Annotated in this window: 16 protein-coding genes; 5 read left to right on the forward strand and 11 right to left on the reverse strand. The window is 73.0% G+C overall.

What is annotated here, in order from left to right; all coding sequences use genetic code 11:
* The first annotated feature begins 165 nt into the window (after positions 1-165).
* Positions 166-738, forward strand: coding sequence for a hypothetical protein (locus ACFTZC_RS25015; protein WP_382893302.1), 573 nt, complete (start codon positions 166-168; stop codon positions 736-738).
* Between the two features lie 494 nt (positions 739-1232).
* Here ACFTZC_RS25015 and ACFTZC_RS25020 read toward each other — a convergent pair whose 3' ends face one another.
* From ACFTZC_RS25020 to ACFTZC_RS25050, 7 genes are all read right to left on the reverse strand, one after another.
* Entirely contained in the window at positions 1233-2654 is a 1422-nt protein-coding gene (locus ACFTZC_RS25020) for an adenylosuccinate lyase family protein (protein ID WP_382893303.1), read from the reverse strand.
* An 11-nt stretch (positions 2655-2665) separates the two neighbouring features.
* Entirely contained in the window at positions 2666-5497 is a 2832-nt protein-coding gene (locus ACFTZC_RS25025; protein WP_382893305.1) for a prephenate dehydrogenase, read from the reverse strand.
* On the reverse strand, positions 5482-6405 hold the full coding sequence (locus tag ACFTZC_RS25030; RefSeq protein ID WP_382893307.1) for a phytanoyl-CoA dioxygenase family protein: 924 nt from the start codon (positions 6403-6405) through the stop codon (positions 5482-5484). The genes ACFTZC_RS25025 and ACFTZC_RS25030 overlap by 16 nt, the downstream gene beginning before the upstream one ends.
* A gap of 112 nt (positions 6406-6517) precedes the next feature.
* Entirely contained in the window at positions 6518-7585 is a 1068-nt protein-coding gene (hppD, locus tag ACFTZC_RS25035) for a 4-hydroxyphenylpyruvate dioxygenase (protein WP_382893309.1), read from the reverse strand.
* A 62-nt stretch (positions 7586-7647) separates the two neighbouring features.
* Positions 7648-8919: a beta-ketoacyl-[acyl-carrier-protein] synthase family protein gene (locus ACFTZC_RS25040; protein WP_382893311.1), complete on the reverse strand. Its 1272-nt coding sequence runs from the start codon at positions 8917-8919 to the stop codon at positions 7648-7650.
* A complete protein-coding gene (locus tag ACFTZC_RS25045; protein WP_382893312.1) occupies positions 8916-10586 on the reverse strand; it encodes a class I adenylate-forming enzyme family protein in 1671 nt (556 codons plus the stop codon). Before ACFTZC_RS25045 ends, ACFTZC_RS25040 begins: the two co-directional genes overlap by 4 nt.
* A 138-nt stretch (positions 10587-10724) precedes the next feature.
* Complete coding sequence (locus tag ACFTZC_RS25050) at positions 10725-11000, reverse strand: phosphopantetheine-binding protein (RefSeq protein WP_365816467.1); 276 nt, start codon at positions 10998-11000, stop codon at positions 10725-10727.
* 17 nt (positions 11001-11017) lie between these two features.
* Between ACFTZC_RS25050 and ACFTZC_RS25055 the strand changes: the two genes are divergently transcribed.
* Positions 11018-11671, forward strand: coding sequence for a 4'-phosphopantetheinyl transferase family protein (locus tag ACFTZC_RS25055; protein ID WP_382893315.1), 654 nt, complete (start codon positions 11018-11020; stop codon positions 11669-11671).
* 53 nt (positions 11672-11724) lie between these two features.
* Here ACFTZC_RS25055 and ACFTZC_RS25060 read toward each other — a convergent pair whose 3' ends face one another.
* Both ACFTZC_RS25060 and ACFTZC_RS25065 read right to left on the reverse strand, forming a co-directional pair.
* Positions 11725-13137, reverse strand: a complete 1413-nt coding sequence (locus tag ACFTZC_RS25060) for a class I adenylate-forming enzyme family protein (protein WP_382893317.1) — start codon at positions 13135-13137, stop codon at positions 11725-11727.
* Positions 13138-13405: 268 nt separating this feature from the next.
* Positions 13406-14509: an alpha-hydroxy acid oxidase gene (locus tag ACFTZC_RS25065; protein ID WP_382893318.1), complete on the reverse strand. Its 1104-nt coding sequence runs from the start codon at positions 14507-14509 to the stop codon at positions 13406-13408.
* A 114-nt stretch (positions 14510-14623) separates the two neighbouring features.
* Here ACFTZC_RS25065 and ACFTZC_RS25070 point away from each other — a divergent pair, with 114 nt between their 5' ends.
* The 3 genes from ACFTZC_RS25070 to ACFTZC_RS25080 all read left to right on the forward strand — a co-directional run bounded on the left by ACFTZC_RS25070 (position 14624) and on the right by ACFTZC_RS25080 (position 17687).
* Positions 14624-15271 (forward strand): TetR/AcrR family transcriptional regulator, encoded by a 648-nt coding sequence (locus ACFTZC_RS25070; protein ID WP_382893320.1) that lies wholly within the window; start codon positions 14624-14626, stop codon positions 15269-15271.
* A 69-nt stretch (positions 15272-15340) separates the two neighbouring features.
* Positions 15341-16303: an alpha/beta hydrolase gene (locus ACFTZC_RS25075; protein WP_382893322.1), complete on the forward strand. Its 963-nt coding sequence runs from the start codon at positions 15341-15343 to the stop codon at positions 16301-16303.
* Between the two features lie 4 nt (positions 16304-16307).
* A complete protein-coding gene (locus ACFTZC_RS25080) occupies positions 16308-17687 on the forward strand; it encodes a PLP-dependent aminotransferase family protein (protein ID WP_382893324.1) in 1380 nt (459 codons plus the stop codon).
* Positions 17688-17762: 75 nt separating this feature from the next.
* On the opposite strand, the gene ACFTZC_RS25085 is transcribed toward ACFTZC_RS25080, so the two are convergent.
* Complete coding sequence (locus ACFTZC_RS25085; RefSeq protein WP_382893326.1) at positions 17763-18986, reverse strand: FAD-dependent monooxygenase; 1224 nt, start codon at positions 18984-18986, stop codon at positions 17763-17765.
* 8 nt (positions 18987-18994) lie between these two features.
* On the reverse strand, positions 18995-26380 hold the full coding sequence (locus ACFTZC_RS25090) for an amino acid adenylation domain-containing protein (RefSeq protein WP_382893328.1): 7386 nt from the start codon (positions 26378-26380) through the stop codon (positions 18995-18997).
* Positions 26381-26567: the final 187 nt, after the last annotated feature.

Here is a 26567-nt window from a genome sequence, read left to right on the forward strand (position 1 = left end):
CGAACGATCGTGCAGTTTTGTGCCTGCCCCATGAAACACCGCGTGCCTGGTGAGCGCAAGGGGTGCAAGGGAGGTATTCCGGACGGGTTTCGGTGGACTCGGAGATGTTATATAAACGACCGTGCGTTTAGTTTTATTCATCCGATCGCGAGGAGCCCGTTGACCGTGGAAGCCATTCCTGACGCCGGCGCCCCGGCGTACGAGGCCGTCGAGCCGACCGGTGCTGAGATCCAGCAGTTCTGGTGGCTGCATGACGCGCGCTGGTACCAGGGCGTGCTGAACCGCTTCGGGCAGGAGGCGGCGAACGAGATCAACGCCGAGGCCGTCCGGTTCGTGGGCCGCCGGGTCGCCTCCTGGTACAGCCGGTCGCGCCCTGCGAAGGAGGAGCCGTCGGCCGCCGAACTGGCCGCGAAGGTGGCCGACCTGCTGGCGCTGATGGGGTCGAACGGCCGCTCGGAGGTCGCCCAGCAGGTGCTGGACGACGACGAGTGGGAGACCGTCGTCGGCAAGAGCTTCCCGCTGCTCATGCTGCGGGCCGCCGGGACGCTGGAGGGGTACGAGTGCCCGTGCCTCGAACTGCGGGCCGGATGGTTCGAGGGGCTGCGGGTCCCGGTGCGCGACAGCTGCGTCGAGTGCCAGCGCACCACGGGCTCCGTCTGCCGGTTCAAGGCGCGGATCCTGCGGGACGGCGAGGACGGCGGCGCCGTGAGCGAGGACGCGAAGGCCCGCGCGGACTGACCGGGGTCCGGACACGACAGGCGCGCCCCTGACGCATTGGGCGGGCGCGCCGGACACACACCGCGCGCCGGAAACACCGTGCGCGCCGGAACCGTGGTGCGCGCCGGACACGCCGGCGGGCGGGCCGGACACAACACCCCTGCGCCGGACACACCGTGGGGCGTGCGGGACACACCGGGCGGCGCCCGACACCGGACGGGCGCCGGGCACGCCGGGCGGGAGGGGCCGGACGCACCGGGCGTGCGCCGTACCCACCGGCGGGTGCGCCGGACGCGACAGCGCGCGCCGGTGGGTACGGCGCACGCCGGACGCGACAGGTGCGCGGGCCGGACACAACACCCGCCCGCCGGAAACACCGCGCCCGCCGGAGACACCGGACGCGCGCCGGACACACCGCGGGGCGGGGTCCGGGGAGATCACCGATCGGTCATCTCCCCGGACCCCGCCCCTGGTGCCCGGACGGCCGGGTGTTTCCCGGCCGTCCGGGGTGTCCGTCAGATACCGCCGCCCTTCAGGACCCGTTCCACCAGCATGGGCGCGGCGCCCGTGTAGTGGGCCGGGTCGAGGAGTTCGGCCAGCTCGCCGGGGGCGAAGTGGCCGGCCAGCTCCGGTGTCTCGGCCACGACATCGGCCAGCGGCCGGTGGGTGGCGGCGGCCTGCGCCGAGACCCGGCCCATCAGCTCCTTCGCCGCGGCCTTGCCGAGCGCCGGCGCCAGTACCGCCGCCAGCCGCTCGGAGGCGATCATCCCCCCGGTGAGCGTGACATTGGTCCCCATCCGTTCCGGGAACACCTCCAGCCCCTCGACCAGTTCACGCGCCGAGTGCGCGGCGCCGCCCGTCAGCCGCAGACACTCCCGCAGCGGCTGCCACTCCGCGTGCCACGCCCCCGCCGACCGTTCGTCCTCCGAGAGCAACGCCCCCATCAGCACGCTCGCGTACGCGGGGAGTTGCAGGGCCGCCGACCTGATCAGCGTCGCCAGCGCCGGATTGCGCTTGTGCGGCATCGCGGAGGACACCCCGCGCCCGGTGGCGGCGGGCTCGGCCACCTCCGCCGTCTCCGTACGGGAGAGCAACTGCACATCCACCGCGATCTTGCCCAGCACGCCCGCGGTCAGGGCGAGTTCGGAGGCCAGGGCAGCGACCGGCGCCCGGGTGCTGTGCCAGGGCGCCACCGGTTCCGCGAGCCCCACCTCCGCCGCGAACCGCCGCATCAGACGCGCCGCGTACCGCTGCGGATCGGCGCCCTCGCCCTCGCCCGCGTCCCGTTGCGCGTATTCGAGGTACCCCGCCAATGTGCCCGCCGCGCCGCCCAGTTGCGCGGGCAGCCCACCGTCGAGCAGCCCGCGCAGCCGGGCCGCGCAGCCGTCCACCGACAGCAGCCAGCCGGCCGCCTTCAGCCCGAAGGTGGTGGGTACGGCGTGCAGCCCCAGGGTGCGCCCCGCCATGAGCGTGTCCCGGTGCCGGTCGGTGAGCAGCCGCAGCGCCGCCCCGAGCGCGTCGAGGTCCCCGACCAGGATCTCCAGCGTCCGCCTGGCCACCAGCATCAGCGCGGTGTCCAGGATGTCCTGGCTGGTCGAGCCCCGGTGGACGTAGTCGGCGGCGGCCGGATCGTCGGCGGCGACCACGGCCGTGAACGCCTGGACCATCCCCACCACCGGATTGGCCGCACCCCGTCCGGCGCGTGCGACCGCCACCAGGTCCAGCCGCTCCGCCACCGCCGCCGCCGTGATCGTACGGGCGGCGGAGGCGGGCACCACGCCCAGTTCGGCCTGGGCCCTGACCAGCGCCGCCTCGGCGTCCAGCAGCGCCTGGAGACAGGCGCTGTCGGAGGTCGCCGCCTCGGCCGGGGTGCCGGCGCGCACCGGGCTGAGGATCCCGGAGTCGAGGTCCGCCGCGGGGACCGGAGGTGAACTCATCGGTGAACTCCTCATCTCAGGGCCGCCTTCACCGTCGTGGCGCCCACGGCCGGACTCTCCGCGAGGGCCAGTACCGCCCGCGCGAGCGCGTCGGAGTCCTGCAGCGTCACGGAGTCGACCCCGGGCCGGATCCCCGCGGCGGTCGCCCAGTGCACCGACTCGGTCGGCACACCGAAGACGAAGCGGCGCGGATGCGGCGTCCCCGACGTGTCCAGGAGGTGGAACGGCGACGCGGAGACGGCCACCCCGCCGGTCCGGTACGCGTAGCCGTCCGGGTCGGTGATGTCGTACGTGCGGCACTGCCCGTCGGCGAGCAGCTGGAGCAGCAGCGGATCCGCCGTCGCCGACACGTCGACCTCGGGCAGCCGCGCCTCGATCAGGGTCGTGGCGCTCAGCCGGGACCCCGGCACGGCGGGGGACCGTACGGTGAACACCCGGGCGTTCTCGTCGGTGGCCACCTCGACCTCCGGGCCGAGCACCCGGAGCACCCCCGCCTCGATCAGGGCCACCGCCTCCTCGATCCGCCGGGCCGGTGGACCGATCGACAGGAACGCGTTGAGCGGGGTGTACCAGCCGTCGAGGTCGTCCCTGCGGGACCGGCCGGTCAGCCCGCCGTGGTCGATCACCAGCCGTATCTCGTTGCGCAGATCGCGCAGCACATCGAGCGCGGCCTTCAGCGGCCCGTCCACATTGCCGGCCCTGGCCGCCGCCAGGTCGTCCCGCAGATGGCCGAGCAGCCACGACGTGAACTCCTCCGGCGAGGCGAAGCTCCGCCCCAGGTACGGCCGGGCGACGCGCTCCCAGTCCCAGCGGTCCCGCGGCGCCACCCCGGCCAGGTCGAGGACGCGGCTCTCCTCGGCCCGGTCCCGGGCGCCGAGATACACGTCCCGCAGCGCCCGCGCCCCGGTGGTGTCACCGGTCGAGGCCAGCAGGGTGGTGTAGTAGACCGTCTCGACCTCCTTCGCGATCAGCGGCCACAGATCGGCCCGGAAGCCGAGCCCGCCGCTCCGGGCCCGCTGCCGCAGTTCCTCCACCACCTCCGGGGTCAGCACCGCCGGCGTATGGCGGCCGTGCGCTCCCTTCTGGTTCTCGCCGCGCGAGTGGAAGGGCAGACCGCGGCGGGAGCAGGCGACCATCACCGGCTCACGCCCCGACGGCCGGTAGGCGAGCCCGCCGGGCCCCCGCACGAACTCCCCGCCCCGGCCCAGCGTGAACAGGGCCATGTAGTCGAAGAAGTTGAGACCGAGACCGAGCAGCGCCACCGTCTCCCCGGGACGCACCTCGGACAGGTCCACGTCCGCCGGGTTCGCGGGCGCCACGTAACGTAACTCGTTCCGCTTGGCGAAGTCCCCCCGGGCGAACTGCTCGGCGGAACCCCGAACCGGCACATGCCCCTGGGCCAGCACCACCGCGTGCAGCCCGCCGAGCACCGTGCCGTTCTCCAGCCGTACGCTCTGCGTGCCGCCCGGCCCCTCGTCGTGCAGCGCCACCGCGCGGGACTTGTGCACCACGGTGCTGACCCGGCCGCGCGCCGACGTGAGCACCCTCCGGAAGACCCACTCCAGATAGTGGCCGTTGAGGGAGCGGGACGGATACGAGTCGGGCCCGAGCGAAGCCGCCTCGGCCAGCACCGCCTTGTCGTACGGACCGGCCTCGCCGAGGTCGTACGGCCCCTGCCCGCTGAGGGCGCGCGCCCACTCGTACAGGCTGGGACCCGGGGCCAGCGGGCCCCGCATCCGTACGCTCTCGTCGGTGAACATCGTGACCTGGGAGGCAACGGTGTTCATCAGCAGATGCGGTGACTGGCCGGTGCGCCAGACGCGGCCGGCGCCCGGCGGGTACGGATCGACCACATGCACGGTGACGGAACCGCGGTGCCCCTCGGTGTTGGCACAGAGCCGTTCGAGGACCGAGAGGCCCCGTGGCCCCATGCCGACGAGACAGACGTCGAGCCGATCCGCGTCCATGGTCGCTCTCCTCTCAGGTATCCGGGCGTGTCCCCGCACTCCTCGCGCGAGCGCCGCGGTCAGGCGCGCGGAGCCCGAGCGCCGGCGCTCCGCGTCCTGACCGCTGACATCGCGCAGGGCGTCCCGGACCGCGTCGAGATCCCGGGCCACCTCCTCCAGCACCTCCTCGACCGCGGGGGCGTTGGAGGCGAGGATCTCCGACCACAACGCCGCGTCACCGGCGGCGATCCGGGTCATGTCGCGTACCCCCTGGCCCGCCAGCCGCAACTGCGACTCGTCGCCCTCCACCAGCCGGGCCGCGAGCAGACTCGACACCAGATGGGGGGTGTGCGAAGTCAGCGCGACGGCCCGGTCGTGGTCGGCGTGCGCCATCGTGAGCGGACTGGCCCCGCACAACTCGGCCAGCCGGGTGGCGTGTTCCAGAGCCTCGGGCCGCGAGTGGTGTGAGGGGGCCAGCACCCAGGGGCGGTTGTGGAAGAGATCCGCGCGCGCGGCGTGCGGTCCCGACTGCTCCCGGCCCGCCATCGGATGCCCGCCCACATAACGGGTGAGATCACATCGGAGTTCGGTCGCGGCCTGCTGGGGAATCGACTTCACACTGGCCACATCGGTGAAGTAGGTGGCAAGCTGACCCTGTTGCTGCTCCCTGAGCACAGCGGCCGTGCTCAGGGGCGGTACCGCGATCACCGCCAGGTCCACAGGGGTGCGCGGAGCGCCGGCGATCCCCGCGCCCAGCGACTCCGCGGCCCGCGCGGCCTCCGGATCCCGGTCCAGCAGATAGGTGGTCACGCCCCGGCCCCGCAGGGCCAGGGCGACGGAGGTCCCGATCAGGCCGGTGCCGACCACCGCGACCGTACGCATCAGCTGCTGCGCCACAGCACGGGGCAGTACCGCGGGTCGGCGTAGTCGGGCCGGCCCTGCGCGTCCCGGCGCACCAGCACGTCGTGGTTGTAGTGGACCTCGCTGCCGTCGGACCGGGTGAAGGGGCGGTAGCGGTTCTCGCCGTCCTGGAGGTGGAAGGAGATCGCGCGGCGCGGCCTGTCACTGCGGTTGGCACCGCTGCCGTGGTAGGTCAGGCAGTGGTGGAAGCTGACATGGCCCTTGGGGATGTCCATCGCCACCTTGCGCACCTCGACACCGTTGAAGGCGGCGTTCTCCGTGAGCATGTCGTCCAGCTGGTCGCGGTCCCGCTCGGCGAAGTGCAGCGAGGTCTGGTCGTTGGCGGAGGTCTCCTTCCAGCGGTGGCTGCCGTCCACCATGGTGATGGTGCCCATCTCCTCACCGCAGTCGTGGAAGGGGATGAACGCGGTCAGCATCCGCTCCGAGGTGGAGTTGGCCCAGTAGTGCCGGTCGAAGTGCCAGGGCACGATGTTCGACGTCTCTTCCGGCCGCGGCGGCTTGAAGATCAGTGTGGACTGGAAGACCCGGATCTCCCGGGCGCCCGCCAGCAGCGCGGCCGTCGCGCCGAGCAGCGGTTTGCCGAGGATCCGGCCGATGGTGTCGTCCTCGTAGTGGATGTAGTCGTTGTGCCGCTGTACGGGGCCGTCCTCGGGCTTCCAGGAGGCGAGCTTGGGCGGGCGCACCGGCAGGGTGCGGTCGCGGTGGCCGGCGTAGTAGCGCTCGCTGGCCGCCTCCAGGGTGTCGATCTCCTCGTCGGTGAAGATCTTCTTCGACAGGTACCAGCCGTGTTCCTGGTACGCGATGATGTCGTCGTCGGTGGGGAGCAGCTCACGCTCCGCGTCGGTCAGTGTGAACAGCGGGGAATCCTCGGAAGACACTGTCATCCTTTGCTCGTTCGTCGTGGTGCCGTCGTTCGTCCGGGGCCGGGCGCCGCGCGCCGGCACGGGTGTCGGGACGGGTGCCGGGCCGCCCGCGCGGCCGGACCCGCGCATCCGCTCACGCGGTGGCGCGCTCGCGGGCCTTGGCCTCGTAGAGGGCCTTGATGTTGCCGCTGCCGAAGGTGCGGGCGCCGTGCCGGTCGATGACCTCCCAGAAGAAGGTCCGGCGGATGTGCATGGACTGGGTGAAGATCTGGAAGACCTCGCCCCAGTGGTCCCGGTCCACCAGCACGTTCGTCTCGCGCAGCGCCCCCAGGTCGAGCTCCGGGCGGCCGAGGCGCTGCTCCAGCTCGGTGTAGTAGGTGTCGGGGGTCTGCAGGAACGCCACCCCGCGCTGCTCCAGTGTCTTGACCGTGCCGACGATGTCATCGGTGAGCAGCGCGAGATGCTGCACACCGGCACCGCCGTGCCGGGCCAGGAATTCGTCGATCTGGCCGGGCTTGCGGCCGACGACCGGCTCGATCAGCGTGAAGGTGACCTTCCCGCTGGGGCTCTGCACCACCTTGGAGTCCATCGCCTGCTCGCCGACCTCGATGAACTCCTCGAAGATCTGCGAGAAACCGAAGACCTTCTGGTAGTACTCCACGGTCGGTGCCAGTTCCCCGGCGGGCAGGCAGATCGCCGCGTGGTCGAGCACCGCCAGCAGCGGCGGCTCCTGCGCGGCGGGGCCGGACGGCACCATCTCCATCAGACCCGGCAGGAACTCCTCGGGGTCACCGGTCCGCTCGACGAAACGGTGTGTCACATCCCCGAAACCCGCCACGCTCGCGGTGACCACCCGGGCCCCGCACCGCTCCAGCACCCTCGGCTCCTCGGCCACGGCCGCGCCCTGGGCGACGGCGGTCTCGAACGCGCCCCGGGTGTCCGCCACCGAGAAGGCGATCGTCGCCACGCCGTCGCCGTGCCGCGCGGTGTATACGGCCGCCGGGTCCTCGGGGTCGAGCGCGGAGGTCAGCAGGACCCGTATGTCCCCCTGTACGAGCAGCAGCGAACGCCGCCCCGGCAGTCCCGTTTCGGGACCCGCCTGGCCCTGGACGCGGAATCCGAAGGCGAAGCAGAGAAAGTGCGCCCATTGCTGGGCGTCGCCCACGAAGAATTCGACGTGGTCAATTCCATCAATGTCCACGGACGTTCCTCACCTTGTCTTTTCTTTCGGTTTCTTTCTGGCTCTCGTTCTGTTCACTTCGGTCAGGACCGCTTTTTCCGGGTGGAGGCGGTGCCGAGCAGCACGCTGACGTTGTGACCGCCGAAAGCGAAGGAATTGCTCAGCGCGGCTTCGACCCGCTGCTTCCTGGCACCGCCCCGTACGTGGTCCAGCTCGCACTGGGGGTCCACCTCGTCCAGGTTGTGCGTGGGCGGCAGGGTGCCCCGGGCGACGGCCAGCGCGGACACGGCAGCCTCCACCGCGCCCGAACCGCCGAGCAGATGGCCGGTCATGGACTTGGTGCCGCTGACCGCGGGCGACCGTTCGCCGAAGACGGACCTGATGGCCCTGGCCTCCGCGATGTCGCCCAGCTTGGTCGCCGTCCCGTGCGCGTTGACGTAGCCGACGTCGTCCGGCACGAGCCCGCCGGAGGCCAGCGCGTTCCGCATGCTGCCCGCCGCGCCCTCCCCGTCGGGCCGCGGTGTGGTGGGCCGGTGGGCGTCGGTCGTGACCCCCCACCCGAGCAGGTCGGCGTATCCGGCCGCGCCGCGTCCGTCCGCGTGCGCGGCCCGCTCCACCACCAGGACGCCGGCGCCCTCCGAGAGGACGAATCCGTTGCGGGCCCGGTCGAAGGGCCGGCTGGCGCGCTCGGGGTCCTCCCAGCCGCGCGCCAGCGCCTTGGCGTGCGCGAAGGCCAGGGCGGACGTCGGGTTGAGCGGCGCTTCGGCGCCACCGCAGACCACGACATCGGCCTCGCCGTACCGGATCAGCCGGGCCGCCTCCACCACCGCGTGGGCGCCGGCGGAGCAGGCCGTGGCGATGGCCGCGCTCCAGCCCCTGATCCCGTGCTTGATGGCGATCCGGGCCGCCGCCATGTTCGGCAGCATCCCGGGCAGCAGATAGGGGCTGATCGCGGTCGCGCCCCGCTCGGCGCGCGCCGCGGTCTGCGCCTCGTACGTGGTCAGTCCGCCGGCCCCGCTGGAGACCACGACCGCGACCCGGTGCGGGTCCACGTCCCGGCCCACGACGATGCCGGAGTCGGCGAGCGCGTCGTCGGCGGCGGCGAGCGCCATCAGGACGTAACGGTCCACCAGCCGCCCCTCGCTGGGCGGCAGTACCTCGGCGGCGGTGATGTCGGGGGCGAGCCCCGCCACGTCGACCGTCCCGTCCAGCAGGTGGCCGGCGGGCGGACGGCGCAGCCCCGACTTGGTGTGGCAGAGCGCGTCGAAGGTGTCGGACGCGCCCCGGCCGAGCGAGGTGAACGTACCGAGTCCGGTGATGACGGCGCCGGCGCCCGGGGCGACGGAGGTGCTCATACCGCGCTCACCGCCTCCGCGCGCAGGTCCGTGCCGGACCCGACGGGCAGTTCGCCCTTGAGGTAGCGCTCCCGCAGCAGCACCTTGCGGACCTTGCCGGTGGGGCCGAGCGGGATGAGGTCGGGATCGACCACCACGACCCGCGCGACGGTCCGCGCGACATGCTCCTCCAGCGCCGCCAGCACCTCCTTGGCCCGGTCCTCCTCGGGGACCGTCCTGGCCTCGCCGGCCGCGGGGACCAGCAGGACCGAGGTGGTGACCTGGTCGCCGTCGCGGACCGCGACGACGGTGCATTCGAGGATCCCGGGACAGCGCGCGAGGATCCGCTCCTCCGACGCGGCGGTGAACAGCTTCTCGCCGCCGGGGAGTTCGACCGCGTCCACCGCGCGGTCCACATGGAAGTAGTAGCCCGCCTCGTCGCGGTAGACCAGGTCGCCGGTGAGGAAGTAGCCGTCCCTGCGGGTCCGGTAGGTGGTCACCGAGTCGTTCCAGTAACCCAGCGCGAGCGTCGGCGCGTTGACCCCGAGCTGACCGACCTGTCCCGCGCCGAGGTGCTCTCCCTCGTCGCTGATGACCGTCACGTCCGAGAAGGCGTGCGGCTTGCCGATGCAGCGGCCGTACCGGTTGGTCTCCGGGGTGTGGGTGATGAAGAACTGCGAGTGGCCCATCTCGGTGGAGCCGAGGCCGTCGATGAAGAACGAGCCCGGCCGCCGCACGATGCCCTGGGCGGTGGCGGTGCTCCGGTTGCCCACCGCGACCAGCCGCCGTACGTGCGCCTCGTGCGCGCAGTCCCCGGTGTTCCACCAGGCGCGCACGGAGTCGAGGTCGCGCGCCGCCAGGTCCTCGCCGGCCAGCTCCGACCAGGTCGCGGCGAAGCCGAGCACGGCCTCGGGCCGCCAGCTCTCGATGGCGTCGAGGACGACCGTGCCGTCCTGCCGGGACACCAGCGCCAGCTGGACGCGGTTGCACAGCGCCAGGTTGACGGCGATGACCGTCGCGGCGTGGGCGGCCGGCAGCGCGCCGAGCATCCGGTTCAGGCCCTGCCCCTTGGGGAGCGAGAGCCGGTGGCGGACGGAGGCGAAGAGGCTGTGGTGGGAGTGGGCGACCGCCTTGGGCAGCCCGGTGGTCCCGGAGGAGTGGGTGATGACGACCGGTTCCGTGCCGTGGTGGCGGTACGGCGCCGGCGCGTCGGCCGGCTTCCCCGCGCCCAGTCCGGACACGTCGCCCAGCAGCGGTGTGTCCGTCTCGTGCCCCGCCAGCTCGGCGGCGTGGGCCGCGTCGGCGAGCACGCCCACGGCGCGGAGCCGCTGGATGTACTTGGCCGCGGTCGCCCCGGGCACCCGCCCGTTGACCAGGGCCGGGATGGCGCCGATGTGGGCGAGCGCCAGATAGCTGAGCACCTGGTCGGCGGCGGCGGAGACATAGACCGCGACCGGGTCACGGGGCCTGATGCCCCAGGCGTGCAGGGTGGCCGCCCGGGCCGCCACCCGTTCCCCCAGCTCGGCCAGGGTGAAGGCTTCCCAGGCGGGATGCCCGTCCACCTCGGTGTCGAAGGTCAGTGCCGGCGCGTCCAGGCCGATGCCCTTGGCGACGAGTGTGGTCAGCGCGTTGCCGACCCCGAGCGCCGGGTCGGCCGCGAGTTCCGCGCGGTCGTTCTTGGCGTTCATGCCGTGTCTCCCCTCTGCGTTTGCTGCTCCCCAGCGGCTGGGGACTTTCCCGGTCGACCCGTGGTGCCGGGCCGCGGACCCGGCCGGTGTCCCGGTGCCGCACAGCACACGGGGCACCGGCCGGGCGCGGCCCGCCGCTCACTCGGCGGCGGCGGAGACGGTCCTGGCGGCGGCCACCCGGTCGACGATCTCCTTGACCAGGCCGGCGACGGTGAGCAGCGCCACGGTCTCCATCTCGTCCTCGTCGAACTTGACGCCGTAGGCGTCCTCCACCTGGATCGCGATCTCGGCCACGGACAGCGACTCCAGATCCAGTCCGGCCGGGCCCAGCGGGGTGTCGCCGGTCACGTCCGTGACGTCGTAGTTCATGTTTTCGAGGGCGGTGACGATGAACTGGTGGACCTCTGCGGTCATTTGATTGACTTCCTTTCATGGATGGACGCCCGGGGCCGGCCCCGGACACGGTGACGGTGCTGTGGTGCACGACGGACGGCGACGAGCGCGGCAGGGCACGCGCCCTGCTGGTGCGGCAGGTCGCCGCGGTGCTCGAAGTGGACCCGTCCGCGATCTGGATGGAGCGTGAACCCGGCGGCCGGCCGGTCATGGCCGGGGCGGCCGAGGGCGTGCGGGTGAGCATGAGTCACACCCGGGGCGCGCTGGCGGTGGCGTTCACCGCCGGCGGTCACGTGGGTGTGGATGTGGAGGCGCTGCGGGTGCTGCCCGGTCAGGCGCTGGCCCGGCGGTGGCTCGACAAGGCCGAGGCCGCGTGGGTGGCCGCGCTGCCGGAGAGTGAACGGTCCGTGGGTTTCCTGTGGTTGTGGACACAGAAGGAAGCGGTCGGCAAGGCGCTGGGGCTGGGGCTCAGGGCCGGCGGGATGAGCCGCCGGATGCCCTCGCCGGGCCGGTGGCCGCTGATCGCGGGGGCCTCGCCCGTACCGCTGGAGCTACCGGACGATCCGGGTACGGCCGCGGACGCGGCCCTGGTCGTCGGTGGGAGTCATGTCGTCGGCGTGGCCGTCCGCGGCGCGGACGGGGCCGCGGCACGTGTCGAGGTCCGCCGGGTGACGTCCCGTACATCGGATTGATCCGTAGCCGGGCGGGGTCCGCCGGAAGCGGTTCCCGCCGTCCGCCCGGGCCCTCATACCTCGGCTCCCGCTCTGGCCGCCGCGCGCAGGGCCGCCACCTGGCGCAGCGGCTTTCCGGTGGCGGTCCTGGGGAGTTCGGACAGGACGTGCAGGGTACGCGGCCGCTTGTACGGGGCGAGCCGCGCCGCGAGGGCCTGGGAGAGACTGCCGGCCGAGACGGAACTCCGTACGATGACGAAGGCCTCGATGCCCGCCTCGTGGACGACGACGGCGTCGGCCACGTCGGGCAGCGCGCAGAGGGCGGCCTCGACCTCGCTGAGATCGACCTTGAGCCCGCCGATGGAGATCTGTGAGTCCAGTCGGCCGTTCACGGTCAACAGGCCCGTGTCCGGGTCGAGATGGCCCGCGTCGTTGGTGCGCAGCCAGCCGTCCACGTAGCGGGTCGGGTCGACCTGTCCCACGTACGGGGAGGCCGCGAGGCCGAGCAGGATCTGGTTGTCCTGGACGCGCACCGGGAGCCCCGGGACCGGGGTGAGTCCGGGCAGGGTGCCGCCGGTGATGTCGGTGGCGATCACCCCGGCCTCGGTCATGCCGTACATCGCCCCGAGCCCGGCGCCGTACCCCGTGGTGAACCGCTCCCTGACCGACTCCTTGAGGATTTCCCCACCGGTCACCATCCGTACCAGCTGGGGCAGTCGGGGCGGTGACTGGACGGCGGCCAGCACGGACGCCTGGGAGGGCACACCCAGCAGGGTGGTCGGCTCGGGATCGAGCGCGACGGCCCGGAAGATGGAGTCGGCGGTGTGCCGGGTCGGCAGGACGATCCGGACGCCGGCGGCGAGGCCGTAGAGGAGGCCGCCCACCAGTCCGAGCACATGCACGATCGAGGCCAGCAGGACGATCCGCTCGCCCCGGCGGGGGAAACCGTCGAGCCGGCTGTACCGCTCCACCTCCGCCAGCAGGTCACCGACCGTGCGGCCGATCACCTTGGAGGGGCCGGTGGAGCCCGAACTGAGCTGGAGCAGCGCGTGCGGGGTGCGGGCCGGCCGGCCGCCGCGCAGCGGTGTGACGCGCGTGGATATCTCGAAGAACCCCCGCAGGGTGCCCGGGACGTCACCGACCGGCTCCACCACCAGCTGCGGGCCGAGTCTCGCGATGGCCCGGCCCACCTCGTGGGTCGTCAGCCGGTAGTCGAGCAGGGCGACCTGGGCCCCGATCCGCCATCCGGCCAGCATCGCGGTGACGCAGTCGAGCGAGGGCGGCAGGCGCAGTGCCAGTGCCCCGCCCTTGGCCAGCCCCGCGGCGGCGAACCGCGCGTGCTGTTCGGCCACCAGTCGGCGTAACTCTCCCCGGCTCACGGGGCCGCCCAGATGGAGCACGATGTCTCCGTCCGAACCGCCGAGTAATATCTCGTCCACCCACGCGCCGTCCTCGCACACCGGGTGGCGCGGTTCCGTATCCCTCACGGATATCTCACCTATTCCAATTCCACGGCGATATCGTTCCGCCGCTACCGGTTCCCCTGCCGACAATCTGAAGTGTCTATCGTTACTGCCGGGTAGGCAAGTAAAGAAATTCTATTCGGTCCGGCGTGTCGTAGATTTGGAGGTGTCACAAATTTTGACGTGCGGGGAATGAATTCGGGCATGCCGAAAAACTCACCCCTAATAATCGGGTGAGAATAAAATCAACGGCACACTTCGGCGTGAAAGGCCGTTCCGGGAATAACCTTTCCTATCGCCGTACGACGCCGGACCGGTTCAGCTCCCGGATTCCGGAGGCCCCCATCAGCGCCATCGTCTCGTCGAGTTCACCGGTCAGCAGGCGCAGCACCGAGGCGGCGCCGTCGCCGCCGGAGTGGGTCAGCCCCCACAGGACGGGCCGGCCGACGAATACGGCGCTGGCCCCCAGACAGAGAGCCTTGACGATGTCGGTACCGCTGCGGACGGCGCCGTCGAGGACGACGGGACATCGCCCGCCGACGGTGTCGACGATGTCCGGCAGGACGTCCACGGCGTCCACGGCGGAATCGAGTTGCCGGCCGCCGTGGTTGGAGACGATGATTCCGTCCACGCCGTGGCGCACGGCGAGATCCGCGTCCTCGGCACTGAGGACGCCCTTCAGTATCAGCGGGAGCGAGGTCAGCTCCCGCAGCCGGCCGAGGTCGGCCCAGGTGACCGATGCGTCGAACTGCTCCCGCGCGTGGCGGGCGACGGCGGATTCGCCGGCGTTCCCGCCGTGCGAGGCCGCCATGACCTCCGGGTCCACATTGACGGCGCGGATGCCGTCCGGGACCGAGAACCCGTTGCGGATGTCCCGGGGCCTGCGCGCGATGCTCGGCGCGTCCACCGTCAGGACCAGCGCCCGGTATCCGGCGGCCTCGGCCCGCTTGGCCAGCCGCTCGACGATGTCCCAGCGCTTCAGCCAGTACAGCTGGAGCCAGAGCGGCCCGCTCGCCGCGTCGGCGATGTCCTCCAGCGACCGGCTCGCGAACATGCTCACGGTCAGCAGGGTGCCGGTCTCGCCGGCCGCCCGCGCGGTCGCCACCTCGCCCTCGGGGTGTGCGAGCCGGTGGTAGGCCATCGGCGCGATGCCCAGCGGCGCGGCCAGCCGGGCGCCGAGCAGTGTGGTGCCCGGGTCGCGCTCGGAGACGTCCACCAGACAGCGCGGCCGCAGCCGCAGCCGGTCCAGGGCCGTGCGGCCGCTGGTCAGCATTGATTCGGTGCCGCTTCCGCCGGCCAGGAAGTCCCAGACCTCGCGAGGTAATCGGCGTTCGGCTTCATCTTCGTACCCGCGCAGCGTCAGCTGTGGCGGTGTGTGTTGACTCCCCCTACCCATGGCGGCCACTCTACACAAGTAACCGCACGGGCGTACAGTAATAGGACGGTCGTTCACTTTGTATGATGGGGGCGGCCGGCGGACCACCGGCTGACGACGGGAGAAGGTGGCGACATGGCGGTGTCCAGGACGGACGGACGCATCGAGCGCGGCAACCAGACACGGCGGCTCATTCTGGGCCATGCCGTGGCGATCGCCTCGGTCGAAGGTCTCGACGGCCTGTCCCTGGGACGGCTCGCGGAGGAACTGAGCCTCAGCAAAAGCGGGGTCTTCGCTCTCTTCGGCTCCAAGGAGGAGCTCCAGCTCGCCACCGTCAGAGCGGCGGTCAAGATCTACATCGAGCGCGTGGTGCAGCCCGCGCGCGAGGTGCCGAGCGGCCTCGGCCGGGTCCGCCACATGTGCGAGCTGTGGCTGGCCTACTCCGAACAGCGGGTCTTCCCCGGCGGATGCTTCTTCTACTCGGTCTCCGCCGAGTACGACGCCCGCCGCGGACTGGTGCACGACACCGTCGCCCAGGCCCAGACCAACTGGGTCTCCTTCGTCGAGCAGTCCATCGAGGAGGCGCGCCAGGCCGGGGAGATCACGGAGGACACCGACGTCCCCCAGCTCGCTTTCGAGCTGATCGCCTTCCTGGAGGCGGCCAACGGCTCCTCGGTGCTCCACGACGACCCCGCCTCCTACACCAGGGCGGACCGCGCCATCATCGAGCGGCTCCGCTCCGTCGCCACCGACCCGTCGAAGCTGGTGGACGCCCCCGTATAGACACGCGTGTCTCCGACCGGACCACGCGGTTCACCGACCGGCCGGGCCGACCGGCCGGAGAGGGAGAGCATGGCACTCGACCCGCAATTACAGGCCCTGTACGACCGGAAGGCCGCCGAGGGCGGCCGCCCGCTCTACACCATGTCCCTCCAGGAGGCGCGCGAGGCCGACCTCGCCGCGGTCCTCGACGGAGCGGGCACACCGGAACCCGTCGAGGAGGTCACCGACACGACCTTCCCGGGGCCAGAAGGACCGCTGCCCGTCCGGGTCTTCCGGCCCGCCGGCGAAGGACCGCTGCCCGTCCTCGTCTACTACTTCGGCGGCGGCTGGACCCTGGGCACCATCGACACCTGCGACGCCATCTGCCGGAGCCTCGCCAACGCCGCGGGGTGCCTCACCCTCGCCGTCGGCTACCGCCTCGCACCCGAGAACCCGTTCCCCGCCGCCGTCGAGGACTGCTACGCGGGCCTGCGCTGGGCGGCCGAGGAGGCCGGCGCGCGCTTCGGCGCCGACACCTCCCGCATCTGCGTCGGCGGCGACAGCGCGGGCGGCAACCTCGCCGCGGCCGTCACCCTGATGGCACGCGACCGGAGCGGCCCGGAGCTGGCCGGACAACTCCTCGTCTACCCCAACACCGACCATCTCGCCGACACCGAGTCGCGCCGCACCCACACCGACCCACTGCTCTTCAACGACAAGTCCGTGCGCTGGTACTGGGACAACTACCTGGCCCACCAGGCCGACGGCAGCGACCCGCTCGCCTCCCCGCTGCGCGCCGAGAGCCACAAGGGGCTGCCGCCCGCGCTGGTCATCACCGCCGAGTACGACCCGCTGCGCGACGAGGGCGAACTGTACGCGGAGCGCCTGCGGGAGAGCGGCGTCCCGGTGGAACTGACCCGCTACCCGGGGGTCATCCACGGCTTCTTCGCGATGGCCGGAACGCTCGACGCGGGCCGCCGGGCGGTCGGACAGGCCGCCGCTCATCTCCGTACGGTCTTCGCCGGGGGCGGCCCCGCGGGAACGAAGGGCTGACACGATGTCGCACACCACCGGCACCACCGCGGCCGGAACCACCCTCAGCGCCACGGCCCCCACCGGCCCGGCCGCCGGTGGGCACGCGCTGGAACTCGGGGATCTGCACGGCTCGCTCGGGGACCCGCTGCTCGACTCGATGAACTTCCTCAACGAGGTCGTCGCGCGCTTCCCCGACGCGATCTCCTTCGCCCCCGGCAGGCCCGCCCAGGGCGGGTTCGAACCCGAGGACCTGGTCCGTCATCTCCGCTCGTACACCACGTATCTGGAGCGCGACCGGGGTCTGAGCGCCGAGCGGATCCGCACCCAGCTCTTCCAGTACGGCAGGACCAACGGCCTCATCCACGACCTCGTCGCCCAGACCCTGGCCAACGACGAGGACATCCACGTCCCCGCGGAATCCGTGGTGCTGACCACCGGCTGCCAGGAGGCGATGCTGCTCACGCTGCGCGCCCTGTTCGCCGCGCCCGAGGACACCCTGCTGGTCAGCTCGCCCTGCTACGTCGGGGTGACCGGCGCCGCCCGGCTGCTCGATCTGCGGGTACGGCCCGTCCCGGAGGGCGCGGCGGGCCCCGACCCGGAGGCCGTGCTCGCCGCGGTCGAGGCGACCCGGGCCGCCGGCGGACGGCCGCGCGCGCTCTATGTCGTACCGGACTTCGCCAACCCGTCCGGTGCCAGCATGGAGCTGCCCGAGCGCCGCCGGCTGCTGGAGATCGCGGAGCAGGAGGATCTGCTCATCCTGGAGGACAACCCGTACGGGTTCTTCGTGCGCACCGGCGGCGCGCGCCCCACCCTGAAGTCGATGGACCGCGAACGCCGGGTGCTCTACCTGGGCTCCTTCGCCAAGACCGCGCTGCCGGGCGCCCGCGTCGGGTACGTGGTCGCGGACCAGGAGGTCGTCGGCCCCGGCGGCCGGCGCACCCTCCTCGCGGACGAACTGTCGAAGATCAAGAGCATGACGACGGTCAACACCTCGTCCATCAGCCAGGCCGTCATCGGCGGGATGCTCGTGGAGTCCGGCTGCCGGCTCCGCCAGGCCAACGAGCAGGCGATCGCCTTCTACCGCAAGAACCTGGACACCCTCCTCGACGCGCTGGACCGGCACTTCCCGCGCGCGTCCCGGGAGGCGGCGGACATCAGCTGGAACATGCCGGACGGCGGCTTCTTCCTCGTCATGCGGGTGCCCTTCGACGCCGACGCCGCGGCCCTGGAGCAGTCGGCACGCGACTTCGGTGTCCTGTGGACGCCGATGCGCGACTTCCACCTGGACGGCGGGGGCACCGGCCAGCTCCGGCTCTCGTGCAGCGCGCTGGACCCGGCCGGCATCGAGGAGGGCGTGCGCAGACTCGCCGCCTTCGTCGGCCGACGCGGCCCGGCCCGCTGAGAGGGCCGGGTGGCCGGGGAGTGTGTCACCGGTGACACACTCCCCGGCCACCGGATCACGCGGGGGCGGGCCCGTTCACAGCGACGCGGGGGACGGTGCCGCGCCGTCCCGGCCGAGGTCGGGGGAGGTGTACGTCATCGCCGTCCGGAAGGGGCGCATCAGCAGGGGCGTCGGCGCGTACCGCATCAGGGTGTTGCGCAGCGCGATCGCCAGCGGGCGCTCCTCCTGCTCGTTCCTGCTGAGGGAGTACGAGTTGTCGACCAGCCACCTGGTGCGGTCGCGCCGGGCCGCCTCGTAGGCCCGCAACCCGCTCACCGGGTCGGCCGCGGCCGCGCAGCTGTGCGCCAGGACCACGGCGTCCTCGATCGCCGTGCTGCCGCCCTGGGCGAGGGCTGTCAGCATCGGGTGGGCGGCGTCCCCCAGCAGGGTCACCGGACCCTCGCCCCAGCGCTCCAGGAACGGCCGGTCCTGCGCGGGGACGGCGTGGACCGCCTCCTCGGGCGTGGCCCGGATCACCTCGGTGACCACATCGGCCCAGCCGCCGAAGGTACGGGCGATGTCCTCCCTGGTGCCCTTCCAGCCACGGGCGCTCTCGGCGGACATGTTCCGCGTACCCCACCAGTAGGCGTGCCCGTGGCCGATGTCGTGCAGCCCGAAGCGCTGCCCCCGCCCCCAGTAGTGGCCGTTGAAGCCCGGCGTCAGCGTGGGGTGGTCGAACGGGGTGACGGCGAGCCAGCAGAGATAGCCGGCCTCCCGCAGCTGCTCCGGTCCCGCGAGCTGCCGGCGGACGGCGGAGTGGATGCCGTCGGCGCCCACCAGCAGGTCGGCGCGGGTCTCCCCGCCGTCGGCGAAGCGGACCCGTACGCCGTCCTGTCCGATGTCGTAGCCCGTGGCGGCCGACCCGAGATGGATCGGGCAGTCCCCGGCCGCCTCCAGCAGGGCCGCCTGGAGCTCGCTGCGGGAGATGCACACGCTCGGGGCGCCCAGGCTCTCGGCGAGGTCCCGGTACGGCATCGTCTTGATCCGGCCGCCGGTGCTCGTCATCAGCTCGGCCGTCTCGATCACCCGGCCGCGCTCCTCCAGCCGCAGATCGATGCCGAGGGAGGCCAGCGCCGTCATGGAGTTGCTCATGACGGACAGCGCGGTGCCCGCCGGGCGCAGTTCGCCCGCCCGCTCGTGGACCTCGACGTCGAAGCCGACGCGGCGCAGGGTGATGGCGGCCGCGAGGCCACCGATCCCGGCGCCCACGACGACCGCCGTTCCACGACGCTTGCCGTCCGTTCCGTTGCTCCTGGTCATGTCTCTCGTCACCGCTTCCCTCGGGTTCCGTCTCCGGCGCTCGGCAGGGCTGCCGCCACCAGCTGGGTGATCTGCTCCGCCACGTACTTCACATACGGCTCCTCCACGATCTGCAGATGGTCGCCGGGGACGTCGATGACCTCGATGCGTCCGGTCGTCCTGGTCCGCCAGCCGTTCGTGGGGTCGCCGTGCAGGGATCCCGCCCCCTCGTGCAGGGGCTTGAGGACGTCCGGCAGGTCGCCCCGCGCGTGGAGGAGCGTCAGGTCCAGATCGGTGACCTCGCCCGGCTCGTCCATCAGCGCCTGGTAGTTCGCCTGGAAGACGGCGTAGAGGCGGCGGGCCGCGCCGTGCGGGTCGCCGGCCGGGAGGATCCCGTTCCGCCCGGCGACCTCGGCGATGCGCCGGAACACCTCGTCCTCGGAACCGACTTCCCGGGTCAGCTCCTCGACGGGGGTGTCGCTCCCGCTGTCCGCCCAGAGCAGCTCCCAGAAGAAGAAGTGGAACAGGGACGCGTCGCTCACGTCCCGGGGGGCGTCCGGGCTCAGCGCCACCGTGTCCAGGAGCACCGGGGGCAGCACCTCCTGGCCGTCCTCCCGCAGCAGCCGCGCCATCTCGAAGGCGACGAAGCCGCCGAACGACCAGCCGCCGATGACATAGGGCCCCTCGGGACGCACCCGCCGGACCGCCTCGACATACGCGCGCGCCATCTCGGGGATCGAGCGGTGCGGATCGGTCCCCGGTACGAAGCCGGCCGCCTGGATCCCGTAGAAGGGCTGGTCGGCGGGGAGATGCCGGGCCAGCGCCAGATAGCAGAGCACATTGCCGCCCAGCGGGTGGACGAGGAAGACCGGCGGCCGCTCGCCGTCCCGCCGGAAGGGCACCAGCACGTCCCCGGGGGCGGGCACCGCCGAGGAGCGCAGGAGCTCCGCGATGGCGGCGGCGGTGGGGGCCGCGACGAAGCCGGACAGCGGCAGCCGGACGCCCAGGCGCTGTTCGACCAGGACGACGAGGCGCATGGCGGTGATCGAGGTGCCGCCCAGCTCGAAGAGGCTGTCGTGGACGCCCGGTTCGGGGATGTCCAGCAGTTCGGCGAACATCTCGACGAGGGCCCGCTCGCGCCCGTCGCGCGGCGGCCGGCCCGCCCGGGGCGCCGCCGCGGTCAGTTCGGCCGCCCGCAGCGCGGCGTCGTCCCGCTTGCCGCTGGGGGTGAGCGGCATCCGGGGCAGCCACTGGAAGTGGGAGGGGACCAGGTGCTCCGGCAGTGTCGCCCGCAGGTGGTCCTTCAGCTCCCCGAGGTCGGTCAGGTCCGCGTCGCCCACGAGGAACGCGGCGAGGAAGGCGTCCGTGCCGCGCCGCCGGTCCACCACCGCGACCTCGCGGACGCCGGAGCCCCACGCGGCATGGCGGGCGACGGCGAGTTCCACCTCGGCGGGCTCGACCCGGAAGCCGCGTATCTTGACCTGGCCGTCGGCCCGCCCGGCGTAGACGAGGTCGCCGCCCGGCAGGACGTAGCCGAGGTCGCCGGTCCGGTACAGCCGCCGGTCGCCGCCCTCCCCGGGATACGGGACGAACCGCTCCGCCGTCAGCTCCGGCGCTCCGGTGTAACCGTCGGCCAGGCAGACGCCGCCGAGGTGGATCTCGCCCCGGACGCCGACCGGGACCGGCCGCATCCGGTCGTCCAGCACCTGGACCTCCGCGCCGTCGACGGGGGCGCCGATCGGCGGCAGCGGCGGGAAGGCGGCCGGATCGCCGGTCATGGTGAAGCTGGTGACGACATGCGATTCGGTCGGGCCGTACTGGTTCTCCAGGACGACGCCCGGCAGCAGGGCGCAGAGCCGGCGGATCTCGTCGCTCACACGCAGTTGCTCGCCCGAGGAGATCAGTGTCCGCAGCCGGCGGGGCACCGGGCCGAGCGCGCACGCGGCTTCGGCGAACTGCTGGAGGGCGACGTAGGGCAGGAAGATCCGCTCGACGCCGTGCCGGTCGAGGAGGCGCAGCAGCGCGGGCATGTCGCGGCGTTCGGCCTCGGTGACGAGGACGAGGGTGCCGCCCGAGCAGAGCGTGGAGAAGAGCTCCTGGAACGACACGTCGAAGCTGAGCGGCGCGTACGCCACGGTGGTGCCCCCGGCCGCCCCGCTGGGCCTGCGGTTCTGCCAGGCCACCAGGTTGCCGAGGGAGCGGTGGGGCATCACCACGCCCTTGGGCCGGCCCGTGGAGCCGGAGGTGAACAGGACGTACGCCGCGCTGTCGGGGTCGGGTCCGGGGAGGTCAGTACCGTCCGTACCGGTGGCCGGTGCGGCGAGGTCCGTACCGGCCGTACCGTGCTCGCCGTCCGGCAGGAGGACGTCCGGCACGAAATCGTCCGGCAGGAGGTCGTCCGCCAGGAGCAGGACGGACCGGTCACCGACCAGGTCCGCGTGGGCCCGGTGCGCGACGACCCGCACCGGCCGCGCCTGCTCCAGCATCGCGGCGATCCGCTCCGCCGGGTAGCCGGTGTCCAGAGGTACGCAGGCGGCGCCCGCCCTGGCGACCGCCAGGATCACCGCCACCGTCTCCGGGGCGCGGTCCATGGCGATGCCGACCCGGGTGCCGGCCCCCGCGCCGACGTCGGCCAGCCGCCGGGCGATCCGGTCCGCGGCCCGGTCGAGCTGCCGGTAGGTCCACCGCCGCGTCCCCTGGACCACGGCGACGGAGTCCGGGGTACGAGCGGCCTGCCCGGCGAAGAGCCGTACGACGTCCGGGGCCGCCCCCGGCTCCGCGCCGGCCGGAGCACCCGCGGCGGCGAGGGCGCCCCCGGTGGCGAGGAAGCCGAGGTCCGCCGGGTCGTGCGGATGGTCCACGACACGGGTGAGGATCTCGGTGTAGGCGCGGGCGACCAGCGCGGCCTGCTCCTCGGTGAAGGTACGACCGTCCCCGTCGATACGCAGCCAGAGACCGCCGTCCCCCGGGTCGGTGACGGCGTTGACGAGGAGCTGGAAGTTGGTCTCCTCGAAGGTGCGCACCGACCGCAGTTCCACGGCGCGGTGGCCGAGGACCGGCGCGAGGATATGGAAGTTGACGTAGTTGAACGCGGTTCCCACGCTCGGCCCGTGCGGGGAGTCCTCCTGGATGGCGCTGAGCGGGTAGTGGCGGTGCGGATGGCTGCGCCGCTCCTCCCGGTGGGCCTCGCGCACGGTGTCGAGCCAGGTGCCGGCGGCGTCGCCCATCCGGACCGGGATGGTGTTGATGAACAGACCGGCGGTGCGGTCCCCGTCGGCGCGCTCCGGACGCCCGTGCGTGAGCAGCCCCGTGGTCAGGTCGTGCTGCCCGGAGAACAGCCGCAGCGTCAGGCAGTGCGCCGCGAAGAGCACGGACTTCACCGGGACGGCGTGCGCGCGCGAGAAGGCGGCGACCCGGTGTTCCAGCCCCGCGGGCAGCGTGGCCCGGTGGCTGACGGAGCCGGCCGGCCCGGTGACCGGCGCGGCGGGCCGGAAGCCGTCGAGGTGGACGCCGCGCGCGCCGGCCAGCCGCTCCTTCCAGTACCGCCGGTCGTCCTCGGACTCCAGCGCCGCGCGCTCGGCGAGGACGTGGTGCACGGGTGAGGGCGGCGGGTCGGCCGGGAGCGTCTGAGCGCCCTCGCCCAGGGTGTGCAGATACTCCTCCAGCAGTTCCCGCAGCAGGCTCGCCACACTGCCGCCGTCGAGCAGCACATGGTGGAAACTGAGCACCAGCTCGGTGGTGGTCTCCCGGACATGGACCCGGAAGTGGTAGAGCGGGGCGGTCGCGAAGTCGTAGTCGTGGTACCGCCGTTGCTCGATGTGCTCGTTCAGGGCCGCGTCGGCCGCCGCCTCCTCGGTGCCCCGCTGGTCGACGACGGAGAGTGTGCCCGTCACTCGCCGGTGGACGATCTGGAGCGGCTCACCGTGGCCGCCGAGGTCGATGGAGGACCGCAGCGCGGGGTGACGGGCGACCAGCCGGTCGAACGCCTGCCGGAAGGCGGGCTCCTGCCAGGGCAGCCGGAAGGAGTAGTGGAAGACGTCGTGGTAGACGGCGGACCCTTCGCCGGCCGCGCTGTGATAGATCAGCCCCAACTGGAGGCGGGTCAGCGGGAACGCGTCCTCGGCGTTCCCGGTACGGAGCAGCCGGTCCCGGGACTCCTGGGGGACCAGCGCGAAGGGCGCCGGCTCCGGGGACTGCTCGCGTGGCCCGTCGGTGCAGCGGGCGGCCAGCGCCGCCACGGTCGGGTGCTGGACGAGGTCGTTCGGGGCGAAGTGGACGCCGAGCCGGGCCGCCCGCGCCTGGATCCGGATGGTGAGGAGGGAGTCCCCGCCGAGCGCGTAGTAGTCGTCGTGGACGCCGATGTTCTCCTGCCCCAGCACCTCGGACCATACGGAGACGAGCGTCGCCTCGGTCTCGTCGCGCGGCGCGGCGGGCCGCTCCCCGGACCCGGCGTTCCCGGGCTCGGGCAGGGCGCGGCGGTCGGTCTTGCCGTTGGGGGTGAGCGGAATGCCGTCGACCCGCACCAGATACGCCGGGATCATGAACTCCGGCAGGGCGCGGGCGAGATGGGCGCGCAGCGCGCCGTCCTCGGCCGGCTCGTCCGCCACGTAGTAGCCGACGAGATGGGTGCCCCGGGCGGGCGTCACGCGGTCGACGACGACGGCGTCGCGCACCCCGGGGGCGGTCGACAGGCGGTGTGCCACCTCGGCCGTCTCGATCCGGTTGCCGCGGATCTTCACCTGCCCGTCGATCCTGCCGAGGTACTCGACGGTGCCGTCGGCGAGCACCCGGGCGAGGTCCCCCGTACGGTAGACGCGCCCGCCGGGGGCCGAGGGGTACGGGGTGAACTTCTCCCGGGTCAGCTCCGGGCGGCCGAGGTAGCCGCGGGCGACGCCGGCCCCCGCGACGCACAGCTCGCCGGGCGCCCCGAACGGCTGCGGCTCGTCGTGGTGTTCCCCGAGCACGTACAGCTCGGTGTTGTCGATCGGCCTGCCGATGGGCACCCGCCGGACGGGGAGCGCCGGGTCCGCCGGGCACTCGTAGCAGGAGACGTCGACGGTCGCCTCGGTCGGCCCGTAGAGGTTCACCAGCTTCGGGGCGGGCCCGTCGCCGCCGGGCGCCCCGAAGATCCGGTTGAACTGGTCGACGCGGGACGGTGGCAGGGCCTCGCCGCTGCAGAAGACGTACCGCAGCGAGCGGACCTGCGCGCGCAGCTCCGGTGACTCCTCCAGCAGGTCGAGGAAGGGGCCGAACATCGACGGCACGAAGTGGGTGACGGTCACCCGCTGTTCGGCGATGGTGCGCGCCAGCGCCCGCGGGTCCCGCTCGGCGCCGACCGGGGCGAGTGCGACGGCGGCCCCTTCGACGGCCCACCAGAACAGCTCCCACACCGAGACGTCGAACGAGATCGGGGTCTTCTGCAGGATCACGTCGTCCGCGCCGATCGGGTAGGCGCGCTGCATCCAGGCCAGGCGGTTCACGACGGAGTGGTGCTCGACCATGACGCCCTTGGGCCGGCCGGTCGAGCCCGAGGTGTAGATGACATAGGCGAGATCGCGCGAGGTGGCGTCGGATCCGGGCGGTGCGGCCGGGCCTTCCGGCGGTCCGGGCGGTGTGACCGGGGCGTCCGGGGCGTCCGGCAGATCGCCGACGCGCAGCACCACGGCCCCGCCCGCCGCCGCGGCGGCTTCCCCGCCGTCCGGGCCGGGGCCCACCAGGACGGCCTTGGCGCCGCTGTCCGCCAGGACGAACGTGATCCGCTCGGCCGGGTGGCCGGGGTCGACCGGTACGTAGGCGCCGCCGGACTTGAGCACGCCCAGCACGGCCGTGACCATCAGCGGACCGCGCTCCAGCAGGACGGCGACCCGGTCGCCGGGGCGGATCCCGGCCGCGCGCAGGGCGTGCGCGACCTCGTCGGCCGCCGTGTCGAGTGCGCCGAAGGTCAGAGGAGAGCTCCCGCCCGCCGGGTCGGCGGGCAGTACCGCGATCCGGCCCGGGTCGCGCGCGGCCCGCTCCTCGAACAGGCCGTGCAGGGTGCGCCCGTCGGCGTACGGCACCACGGGACCGCGCGCGGCGCTCGCCAGGCCCCGGCGCTCGGCCGCCCCCAGCATGGGCAGTTCCCCGACCGGCCGGTCGGGCTCCTCGACCGCGCGCCGGATCAGGGTGGCGACGTGGCCGGCCAGCGCCTCGACGGGAAAGTCCTCGTCGAAGACGTCGCGCCCGTAGGTGAGGGTGATCCGCACGTCGTCGGTGCCCCGGGTGTGCAGCACATGGACCGCCAGGGCGTCCTGCGCGTGCGCGGGGGCGGACCCCCTCGTCTCCCGGGTGAGCCCGGCGACGGTGTGACCGGGGGGCATCGGCAGGTACGACAGCGTCACGTCGAACAGCTGCGGCGCGGCCCCGCTGCCGCGCGGCAGCGCCCGGAGCAGGTCGCCGAGGGCCAGGCGCTCGTGGCCGCGCAGTTCCTCGCTGCCGGTCTCGACGGCCGCGCCGATCTCGCGGAGGGTCGCCGTGGCGGGTGTCCGCACCCGCAGGGGGAGGTTGTTGGCGAAGTGCCCGACGGTCGCCAGCTCCTCGCCGCCGCGGCGGTTGAGCAGGGGGATGCCGAGAACCACCTCCGGGGTGCGGTGGATCCGCCCGAGATACGTCGCGAACGCCGCGGCCACCACGGGGAACACCAGCCGCTGCTGCTCGCGGAGGCGCCGGACGAGAGCCCGGTCGACGGTGAACGCGTGCCGCCCGGTCGGCCGGTCGGCCCGCGCGGTGGCGCGGGTGAACAGGGCGGGTTCCGTATCGCCGTGCGCACGGCGGTGGAAGTCCTGGTCCCGCCGGAACTCCGGAGAGGCGGTGTAGCGGACCTCTTCGGCGAGGAAGTCCACGTACGAGGGCACGGGCCCGTCCAGCGGGGCGGCGCCCGCCTTCACCCGCTCGTACTCCTCGAAGACCCGCTCGGTGAAGAGGAAGATGCCGTAGCCGTCGGTGATGATGTGGTGGGCCTTGACGACCAGGTGTACGGCGCCGGGCCCCTCCCGAAGCAGGGTGAGTTCGAACATCCGGCCGCGGCGCAGCGGGAAGGGGCGGGCCAGCGACCCCTCGACCCAGGCGGCGCACGCGGCGCGCGGGTCGGCCTCGTCGCCGAGGTCGACGAGGCCGACCAGGGCGCCGTCCGGGGCGGAGCCGACTTCGGGGTCCCGCCACTGGTGGGGGACCTCGTCCCGCGCGTCGAAGAAGAGCGAGAACGCGTCGTGGCGCCGCGCCGCCCGGGCCAGGCAGGCCCGCAGGGCGGGAACGTCCACGCGTCCCGTGAGACGTTCGTGCACGACACAGTTGAACTGCGGATGACTCTCGTCGATGGCGCTCGCGGCCCAGATGTCCCGCTGGTAGGCGGTCAGCGGCAGGTGCTGGGGATCGGACATTTCTCCTCCTCGGACAACAAGCCGGTGCTGTCGGCGCCGACAGCCGGGCGGTGCGGGGACGGCCGGACGGTGCGGGGGGACGGCCGGGAGCGCTCCTCGACCGGGGGCGCCTCGGCCGGGAGCGCCCCTCGGCCGATCCGGTGAGCGGTCGGGCCGAGGGACGGACTCCGGCCGAGGGTCGGGCCGC

The organism is Streptomyces sp. NPDC056987, assembly GCF_042673865.1.
Taxonomy (GTDB): Bacteria; Actinomycetota; Actinomycetes; order Streptomycetales; family Streptomycetaceae; genus Streptomyces.